The 9,043-nt window shown below is 68.6% G+C and carries 9 protein-coding genes; 6 read left to right on the top strand and 3 right to left on the bottom strand.

The window, feature by feature from the left end; translation table 11 throughout:
- Positions 1-125 precede the first annotated feature (125 nt).
- Positions 126-773, top strand: coding sequence for an RDD family protein (locus K377_RS40155; RefSeq protein ID WP_111668594.1), 648 nt, complete (start codon positions 126-128; stop codon positions 771-773).
- A 36-nt stretch (positions 774-809) separates the two neighbouring features.
- Here the strand turns inward: K377_RS40155 and K377_RS40150 are convergent, their stop codons facing one another.
- A complete protein-coding gene (locus K377_RS40150; RefSeq protein ID WP_111668593.1) occupies positions 810-1,064 on the bottom strand; it encodes a hypothetical protein in 255 nt (84 codons plus the stop codon).
- Between the two features lie 345 nt (positions 1,065-1,409).
- Here K377_RS40150 and K377_RS40145 point away from each other — a divergent pair, with 345 nt between their 5' ends.
- Together K377_RS40145 and K377_RS40140 are read left to right on the top strand one after the other, a co-directional pair.
- On the top strand, positions 1,410-3,755 hold the full coding sequence (locus tag K377_RS40145) for an immune inhibitor A (protein WP_258395315.1): 2,346 nt from the start codon (positions 1,410-1,412) through the stop codon (positions 3,753-3,755).
- A 134-nt stretch (positions 3,756-3,889) separates the two neighbouring features.
- Positions 3,890-4,231 carry a hypothetical protein gene (locus tag K377_RS40140; RefSeq protein ID WP_111668592.1) on the top strand — a complete coding sequence of 114 codons (342 nt, stop codon included), beginning with the start codon at positions 3,890-3,892 and terminating at the stop codon, positions 4,229-4,231.
- A 30-nt stretch (positions 4,232-4,261) separates the two neighbouring features.
- Here the strand turns inward: K377_RS40140 and K377_RS40135 are convergent, their stop codons facing one another.
- The gene (locus tag K377_RS40135; protein ID WP_111668591.1) at positions 4,262-4,852 is read right to left on the bottom strand and encodes an isochorismatase family protein; all 591 of its coding nucleotides are present in this window, start codon (positions 4,850-4,852) and stop codon (positions 4,262-4,264) included.
- A 108-nt stretch (positions 4,853-4,960) separates the two neighbouring features.
- Positions 4,961-6,289, bottom strand: coding sequence for a nicotinate phosphoribosyltransferase (locus tag K377_RS40130; RefSeq protein WP_111668590.1), 1,329 nt, complete (start codon positions 6,287-6,289; stop codon positions 4,961-4,963).
- An 80-nt stretch (positions 6,290-6,369) separates the two neighbouring features.
- On the opposite strand from K377_RS40130, the gene clpS reads away from it, so the two are divergent.
- From clpS to K377_RS40115, 3 genes are all read left to right on the top strand, one after another.
- Complete coding sequence (gene clpS, locus K377_RS40125; RefSeq protein ID WP_111668589.1) at positions 6,370-6,687, top strand: ATP-dependent Clp protease adapter ClpS; 318 nt, start codon at positions 6,370-6,372, stop codon at positions 6,685-6,687.
- Complete coding sequence (locus tag K377_RS40120; RefSeq protein ID WP_111668588.1) at positions 6,688-7,290, top strand: DUF2017 domain-containing protein; 603 nt, start codon at positions 6,688-6,690, stop codon at positions 7,288-7,290. It begins immediately after the preceding gene.
- A gap of 318 nt (positions 7,291-7,608) precedes the next feature.
- The coding region (locus K377_RS40115; protein WP_111668587.1) for an amino acid permease at positions 7,609-9,043 on the top strand (1,435 nt) is incomplete at its 3' end.

Below are 9,043 nucleotides of genomic sequence, written 5' to 3'. Positions count from 1 at the left end.
CCTGGGGCGCCGGGAACCGCGTAGTCGGTCTCGCCGGAGCGTGGGTGGCCGGAAGGTGGTCCTCGGGTCATCCGGACGGCGGCCCGCCGGGTGCGTTCAAGGCGGGATCGCGGTCCACTCGGGCCATGAGTACCGAACCGCCGGACGACGACCCGTTCCGCAAGCCTCCGCCGACGAACCAGGGTGGCGGCTCGCCGTACGACAACCCCCAGGGCCCCCAGGGCCAGAACCCCTACGACAACGCCGCCCAGCCCCCGCCCCCGTACAGCGGCGCCCCGTACGGAGCGACCGGCGGCCCCGGCGACGGGGGCGACCCCCTCGCCGGCATGCCCCCGCTGGCGGAGAGCGGCCGCCGCGTCCTCGCCCGCATCATCGACATGGTGCTGATCGGCATCGTCATCGGCCTGTTGTCCTGGGCCTTCGACCTGGCCAGCTTCAACACCGACGGCGACTCGATCAATGCGGGCAAGCAGGCCGGCTCGTCGATCCTGACGGCCGTCCTCTACATCGCGTACGACGTCATCCTGATGTCGAGGACGGGCCAGACGCTCGGCAAGCGGCTGATGAAGCTGCGCGTGGCGAACCTCGACAACGGCGCGACGCCGAGCGCCCAGACCAACCTGATCCGGGCGCTCGTGCTGTGGATTCCGTTCGCCTTCTGCTGCGCCTGCATCTGGACGGCCATCTGCGGCGGCTGGAGCTTCTTCGACAAGCCCTACAAGCAGGGCCTGCACGACAAGGCGGCCAAGACCGTGGTGGTCAGCGCCGGCTGACCGGGAGGCGACAGCGAGAGACGGCGGGCCCGTGCTTCACGGGCCCGCCGTCTCGTGCACCGGCTCCCGCTCGCGCGCCGCCTCCGCGGACGGCTCGGCGGGCTCCTGCGCGGGCGTCTGCTTCGGCTTGGGCACGCTCAGCGCCACGAACAGCCCCAGGATGACCGCCGACATGGCGATGACACCGACGCCCGGCCCCGAACTGGTCTGTGACAGCAGCAGCATGGCGAGCGTGGAGAGTACGACGGTGGCCGAACCGTAGGCGAGCTGTGCGACAGTCGGTCGAGGCATGGCGATGTCCGTCCTCGTGACAGCGGGGGAGCAGGGCGGGGCGTCCGGGGCTCGTGGCCCACCGTGCCCTTAACCTTAATCCGACGTGTGCCCGACCGGAACGACCAGTAAGCGTCGCCTTACCCACGGTGCAGGTGCATGGGGGGCGCACGGAGTCATTCAGTCCACCAAGTGGACGTTCGAACGCGCCCGTTGTACTGGGAGAGCCGTCCGGATACCGGACCGGGCGCGCTGCATAATGCAACGCACATGTCACAGTCAAGGACTGTTAATTCTTTCCTACCTCCGGTCAAATGGCGTCACTTGTGATGCGTGGCTTTCCGCCACGGAGGAGGGAACACCCAAGTGACCACGAAGAGACGGGCGTTGAGATCCGCCGCCGTGCTCGTGACCCTGGCCGCCACCGCGGCCGCCGGCTCCGTCGCGGCGACCACCGCGCAGGCCGACAGTCCGGCCGCACCGCCGAGCGGCTCGCACGGCGACAGCTACCGGGGCAAGGGCCATGTCATCGACGGCCCGTTCAGCCGGCAGCAGGCCGAGCAGCGGCAGACCGCCCTGGAGCAGGTGATCAAGGGCAGTTCGAAGGTCCAGGAGAAGAACGGCTCGAAGGTCGTCAAGCTCGGCAAGGACAAGTACGTCGAACTGGGCCGTGAGCGCACCGACCAGATCTTCACGATCCTGGTCGAGTTCGGCGACAAGGTCGACAGCAAGTACGGCGGCGACGCCGGCCCGCTGCACAACGAGATAGCCGAGCCGGACCGCAGCAAGGACAACAGCACGGCCTGGCAGGCGGACTACAACAAGGACCACTTCCAGGACCTGTACTTCGGTTCCGGCAAGGGTGTCGACTCCCTCAAGACGTACTACGAGAAGACCTCGTCGGGCCGCTATTCGGTCGACGGCGAGGTCTCCGACTGGGTCAAGGTCGACTACAACGAGGCCCGGTACGGCTCCAACTACTGCGGCGCCTCCAACTGCCCGACCGTCGAGGACCTGGTCCGCGACGGCGTGAACGCCTGGGTCGCGAACCAGAAGGCGGCCGGCAAGTCGGACGCCGACATCAAGGCCGACCTCTCCAAGTACGACCAGTGGGACCGCACGGACCACGACAACGACGGCAACTTCAACGAGCCCGACGGCTACATCGACCACTTCCAGATCGTGCACGCCGGCGAGGACGAGTCCGCGGGCGGCGGCGTCCAGGGCGAGGACGCGCTGTGGGCGCACCGCGGTTACGCCTACAGCCGCGACGACGGCAACACCGGCCCCGAGGGCTTCAAGGCGGGCGGCACCCCGGTCGGCGACACCGGCATCTGGGTCGGCGACTACACGATGCAGCCGGAGAACGGCGGCCTCGGCGTCTTCGCCCACGAGTACGGCCACGACCTCGGCCTGCCCGACCTGTACGACACCACGTACATCGGCGAGAACTCGGTCGGTTTCTGGTCGTTGATGTCGGCCGGTTCCTGGCTCGGCACCGGCAAGGAAGCCATCGGTGACATGCCGGGCGACATGACCGCCTGGGACAAGCTCCAGCTGGGCTGGCTGAACTACGACACCGCGAAGGCCGCCACCAACTCGGTGCACAAGCTGGGTGTTTCGGAGTACAACACCAAGCTGAAGCAGGCCCTGGTCGTCGAACTGCCGAAGAAGACCGTCACCACGAACATCGTGCAGCCCGCGCAGGGCAGCAAGCAGTGGTGGTCGGACTACGGCGACGACCTCGACAACACCCTCTCGCGCACGGTCGACCTGACCGGCAAGAAGACCGGCTCGCTCGAACTCGACGGCTGGTACGACATCGAGAAGGACTACGACTACCTGTACACGCAGGTGTCCACCGACGGCGGCGCGAGCTGGCAGACCATCGACGGCACCGCCGACGGCGCGGCCATCCCGCGCGACGGCGGCGACAAGCCGGCCCTGACCGGCACCAACGGCAAGTTCGAGCACCTGGTGTACCCGCTCGACGCCTACGCGGGCCAGAAGATCGACGTCCGCTTCCGCTACAAGACCGACGGCGGCGTGGCCCAGATGGGCTTCGCGTTCGACAACCTCGCGGTCAAGGCCGACGGCGCGACCCTGTTCGCCGACGACGCCGAGTCCGAGCAGGCCGGCTGGACCAGCCACGGCTTCTCCCGCGTCGGCGCCTCGATCAGCGGCGACTTCCCGCAGTTCTACATCGCCGAGAACCGCCAGTACGAGTCGTACGACAAGACCCTCAAGGTCGGCCCGTACAACTTCGGCTGGCGCGACGGCGGCGCGAAGCAGAACTGGGTCGAGCACTACCAGTACCGTCCCGGCCTGGTCATCTGGCAGTGGGACACCTCGCAGCGCAACAACAACGTCGGCCAGCACCCGGGCCAGGGCCTGATCCTGCCGATCGACGCGCACGCGAAGCCGATGAAGTGGGCCGACGGCAAGCTGATCTCCAACAAGATCACTCCGTACGACGCCGCCTTCGGCTGGTACCCGGTGCCGGGCATGACCCTGCACAAGCTGGGCGTCGAGACCAAGATCAAGGCGCAGCTCGGCAACCCGGTCTTCGACGACCGCAAGGGCACCTACTGGTACGCGGAGAACCCGAACGGCAGTGTCAAGACAACTGACACCAACACGCGGATAACTGTCCTGAACCAGCCCCTGGACGGCTCCTCGATCACGGTCGCGGTGGGCCGCTCCACCCGCTGACCCGATAAAATCGCAGGTCAAAGACGTATCGGCCGCGACTTCGCTAGCGAGGGCTAGCGGGTCGCGGCCGATCGTGTTTAGGTGCATCCCGTGAGTTCCTTATTGACACGACGTCTCACGGGGGTGTGACAGGTATGTCCGCAGGAGGGTTCTGCAAGCTGCCCGGCGGCAGTGTGGTGGTGGCGCTGACGCTGCCCGCGCCCGGTCCCGGAGAGGGCGCGGTACGGGTCCTGGTCCACGCCGTGAACCGCGCCCGGGCCCTGACCCGCCTGCGCAATCTGGGCCTGCGCGCGGTCTACCTGCGCGGCAACCAGCACCCGCCGACCCCGGACGAGATCACCGCGGTCCTCCACCACCCCGACGGCCTGGTCTGGCGCGAGGCCCCGGACCCGACGGAGGCGGCCCTGTGGAGACCGATACGCACCTTGATGCGTACGCCTCAACGCACGGCCAAATCAAGCCCCTCCGGCGCTTGAGGAGCGGGGTCCGGGGCGGAGCCCCGTGTCCTAGGCCACGACGGGCTTACCCGTGAGCTCGACCCCGGCATCCTTCATCTCGGCAAGAGCGGCCTCGGTCGTAGCGGCAGCGACCCCCGCGGTGAGATCGAGCAGCACCTGCGTACGAAACCCCTCCCGCGCCGCATCCAGCGCGGTGGCCCGCACGCAGTGATCGGTGGCGATCCCGACCACGTCCACCTCGGAGACCTCCCGCCGCCGCAGCCAGTCCGCGAGCGGCACCCCGTTCTCGTCCGCGCCCTCGAACCCGCTGTACGCCGCCGCGTACGCCCCCTTGGAGAAGACGGCGTCGATCGCCCCGGACGCGATCACCGGCGCGAAGTTCGGGTGGAACCCCACGCCCTCGGTCCCGGCGACGCAGTGCGCCGGCCACGAGTGCTGATAGTCCGGGGCGTCCGCGAAGTGGTTCCCGGGCGCGATGTGGTGATCACGGGTGGCGACGACGTGCTGGTAGCCACCGCCGCCGGCCTGCCCGATGAGATCGGTGATCGCGGCAGCGACATCGGCACCTCCCGTCACCGCGAGGCTGCCGCCCTCGCAGAAGTCGTTCTGCACGTCTACGACGATCAAGGCGCGGCGCATGGGCGGTTTCCTTAACGAGATCAGCGAGAGGTCAGGACTGTGAGGCTACGAGCGTAGAAGGTTCAAGTGGCTTGCGGGAGAGGGCAATTGGGGCGCGGAACCCGGCGGTCACAGGTATTCCGTCGGGATCACGGCCTCGCCCCGCGAGAGCTGCGTCGCCGACAGCGGCAGCCCGTCGCGCGCGGCGATGTGCCGCTCGCGCACCGTGTCCAGCGGCTCCCGGGCCACGACCTCGCCCCCCTTGACCAGCTCGACCAGGAGCTGGCGGTCGGCCAGCTCCTCCGGCACGGCGCCGGTGCCGAGGACCTCGGCCTCCGCGATCCCGTTCCGGTCGAGACGGCGCGCGGCCCACTTGCGGCCGCCGACGGAGGTCTTGCCGCCCGCCGACTTCTTCGCGACCGCCGTCAGCGGCGCCTTCGGATCGGCGGACTCGGCGCGCGCCACGAGCTTGTAGACCATGGAGCAGGTCGGGTGCCCCGAGCCGGTCACCAGCTGGGTGCCGACGCCGTACGCGTCCACGGGCGCGGCCGCGAGCGAGGCGATGGCGTACTCGTCGAGGTCGGAGGTGACCACGATCTTGGTGTCCTTGGCGCCGAGGTCGTCGAGCTGCTCGCGCACCCGGTGCGCGACGAGCAGCAGGTCGCCGGAGTCGATCCGGACGGCGCCGAGCTTCGGCCCCGCGATCTCGACGGCCGTCTTCACGGCCTCCTGGACGTCGTACGTGTCCACGAGCAGCGTCGTGCCCTCGCCGAGCGAGTCGATCTGGGCCCGGAAGGCGTCCCGCTCGGAGTCGTGCAGCAGGGTGAACGCGTGCGCGCTCGTACCGACCGTCGGGATCCCGTACCGGAATCCGGCCGCGAGGTCCGAGGTCGTCGCGAAACCGCCCACGTAGGCGGCGCGCGAGGCGGCGACGGCGGCCAGCTCGTGGGTGCGCCGGGCGCCCATCTCGATCAGCGGCCGGTCCCCGGCGGCCGAGGACATCCGGGAGGCGGCCGCGGCGATCGCCGAGTCGTGGTTGAGGATCGAGAGGATCACCGTCTCCAGCAGCACGCACTCGGCGAAGGAGCCCTCGACGCGCAGCACGGGGGAGCCGGGGAAGTAGACCTCGCCCTCGGGGTAGCCCCAGATGTCGCCAGAGAAGCGGTAGTCCGCGAGCCAGGCGAGGGTCGGCTCGTCGACGACGTTCCGCTCGCGCAGGAAGTTCAGGACGCCCGCGTCGAACCGGAAGTTCTCGACGGCGTCCAGGACGCGTCCGGTGCCCGCGACGACGCCGTAGCGGCGGCCCTCGGGCAGCCGGCGGGTGAAGACCTCGAAGACCGAACGCCGGTCGGCCGTGCCCCCGTGGAGGGCCGCCTGCAGCATGGTCAGCTCGTAGTGGTCGGTGAAGAGCGCTGTCGACGGAACATCCACCGGCAGGCCAAGGTCCGCTGTGTTCATGACGATGATGCTACCCCGAATTAGCGTCAGTGTGACGATTTCTGGGTCCGTTTGTGCGATGGACCCCTCCTGGTGGCAGCATGGGCCGTGTGACGGCTCCTGCACCCCTTGAGATCGAAAGCCCCGAGACGACGGAGGATCTCTCCGTGGTCCCCGAGCCGGACGTCCCCTGGATCACGCTCGTCCACAACGACCCGGTCAATCTCATGAGCTACGTGACGTATGTCTTCCAGACGTACTTCGGGTACTCCAAGGACAAGGCCACCAAGCTGATGATGGACGTCCATCAGAAGGGGCGCGCGGTCGTCTCCTCCGGCAGCCGCGAGGAGATGGAGCGGGACGTCCAGGCCATGCACGGCTACGGCCTGTGGGCCACGCTGCAACAGGATCGGAAGTAAATGCCCGGGCACTTCGAGCCGGTCTCCGGCGGCGGCGCGGCCGTCGCCCTCGACGACGTCGAGATCTCCATCATCCGCTCGCTCGCCGTCCAGCTCCTGGAGCTGATCGGCCCCGGCCCCGGCGGCGAGGTCTCCGACGACCCGCTCGCCGAACTGTTCGCCGAGGGCCCCAGCGAGCCGCCCGCCGACCCGGTCCTGCACCGCCTCTTCCCCGACGCGTACGGCGGCCCCGGTGCGCCCGAGGACCAGGCCGCGCAGGCCGAACTCCAGGAGCACTCCTCGGAGTTCAGGCGCTTCACCGAGAACGACCTGCGGGCCGGCAAGCGCGACGACGCCCTCGCGGTGGTCCGCTCCCTGGACACCCTCGACCCGGCCGGTGACGGCGGCGCGGTCCTGCAGCTCACCCCGGACGAGTCGGTCCGCTGGATGCGCGCGCTCAACGACCTGCGCCTGGCGATCGGCACCCGCCTCGACATCACCGACGAGGAGGACACCGACCTCCTCTACCGCCTCCCCGACGAGGACCCGCGCAAGCCGATGGTGATGGCGTACCTGTGGCTCGGCGGCCTCCAGGAAACGCTGGTCGAGACGCTCCTCCCGTGATCCTCGCGTTCGCTCAGCGGACGCTCAAATCCGGATAACGATCGGGTCACCGCCCCTGCCTGCCTATGACGCGCCAGGGGCGGTTTGGCCGCTTTTTCCTGTGCCGTACGCCACAGTCGGCAGAGTCGATCACCGTGAACGCCGTGATAAATCTTCACGACCGCCCGGCGGACGCCACCCCTGTCCTCCGGGGGCGCCCTTACCGGCTGAACCCGGTAGGCAACAGCTCCATCCATCCAGGGCCCCACGCCCGAAGGATCGTCACAGTCGATCCGAGCCCCCCACGGCACGGATCGGCATGGAGAAAGGCGCAGCATCATGACCTCAGCGCAGGTCGAGCAGCACGGCAAAGACTCTGCCGGCAATGAGGCCGTGCGGGACGACGGGACGTCCCCCGAGTCCGGCGAGGGCTACCAGCGGGGCCTCGGCTCCCGCCAGATCCAGATGATCGCCATCGGCGGCGCCATCGGGACCGGCCTCTTCCTCGGCGCGGGCAAGGGCATCTCCAAAGCGGGACCCAGCCTGATCCTGGCGTACGCCATCGCGGGCGTCGTCATCTTCTTCATCATGCGCGCGCTCGGCGAACTCCTCATGTACCGCCCGGTCTCCGGCTCCTTCTCGGAGTACGCGCGCGAGTTCATCGGCCCCTTCGCGGGCTTCGTCACCGGCTGGACGTACTGGCTGTTCTGGGTCATCACCGGCATGACCGAGGTGACGGCCGCGGCCGTCTACATGACGTTCTGGTGGGACATCCCGCAATGGCTGTCCGCGCTCGTCTTCACCGTCATCCTGTACGGCGCCAACCTGATCTCCGTGAAGCTCTTCGGCGAGCTGGAGTTCTGGTTCTCCACGGTCAAGGTCACCGCCATCATCGGCATGATCCTCGTCTGCGCCGGCATCCTCACCATCGGCTTCTCCGACGTCGGTGACACCGCGTCCGTCACGCACCTGTGGGACCTCGGCGGCTTCTTCGCCGGTGAGAACGGCATCGGCTCGACGCTGATGACCCTCCAGATGGTGATGTTCGCGTTCCTCGCCGTCGAGCTCGTCGGCGTCACCGCGGGCGAGGCCAAGGACGCCAAGACCGTCCTGCCCAAGGCCATCAACACCGTGCCGTGGCGCATCGCCGTCTTCTACGTCGGCGCCCTCATCATGATCCTCTCCGTCGTGCCGTGGACCTCCTTCAAGGCCGGCGAGAGCCCGTTCGTCCACGCCTTCGACGAGATGGGCCTGGGCATCGGCGCCGCCATCGTCAACTTCGTCGTGCTGACCGCCGCGCTCTCCTCCTGCAACTCGGGCATGTACTCCACCGGCCGCATGCTGCGCGACCTCGCGCAGAACGGCCAGGGCCCGGGCCTGTTCACCAAGCTGAGCAAGAACGGCCTGCCGGTCGTCGGCACCACGTTCTCCGCCGCGATGATGCTGGTCGGCGTCTGGATCAACTACCAGTGGCCGGGCGAGGCGTTCAACTACGTCGTCTCCTTCGCCACCATCTCCGGCATGTGGGCCTGGATCGTCATCCTGATCTCCCAGATCCGCTACCGCATCAAGTCCGACCGCGGTGAGCTGCCCAAGTCCTCGTTCCGCGCCCCGGGCGGCATCTGGGCGAGCGCCTTCTCGCTGGCGTTCATCGCGCTCGTCATCGTCACGATGGGCATGGACAAGGACAACAGGGTCGCCCTGTACGGCGCACCGGTCTGGGGCGCGATCCTCGCGGTCGCCTACCTGGTGCTCAAGGCCCGGAAGACCGAGA

The sequence above is a fragment of the Streptomyces sp. PsTaAH-137 genome, from assembly GCF_003259365.1.
Lineage (GTDB): Bacteria > Actinomycetota > Actinomycetes > Streptomycetales > Streptomycetaceae > Streptomyces.
Note: the sequence above shows the minus strand (reverse complement) of the source record. Positions and strands in the feature narration are given on the sequence as shown.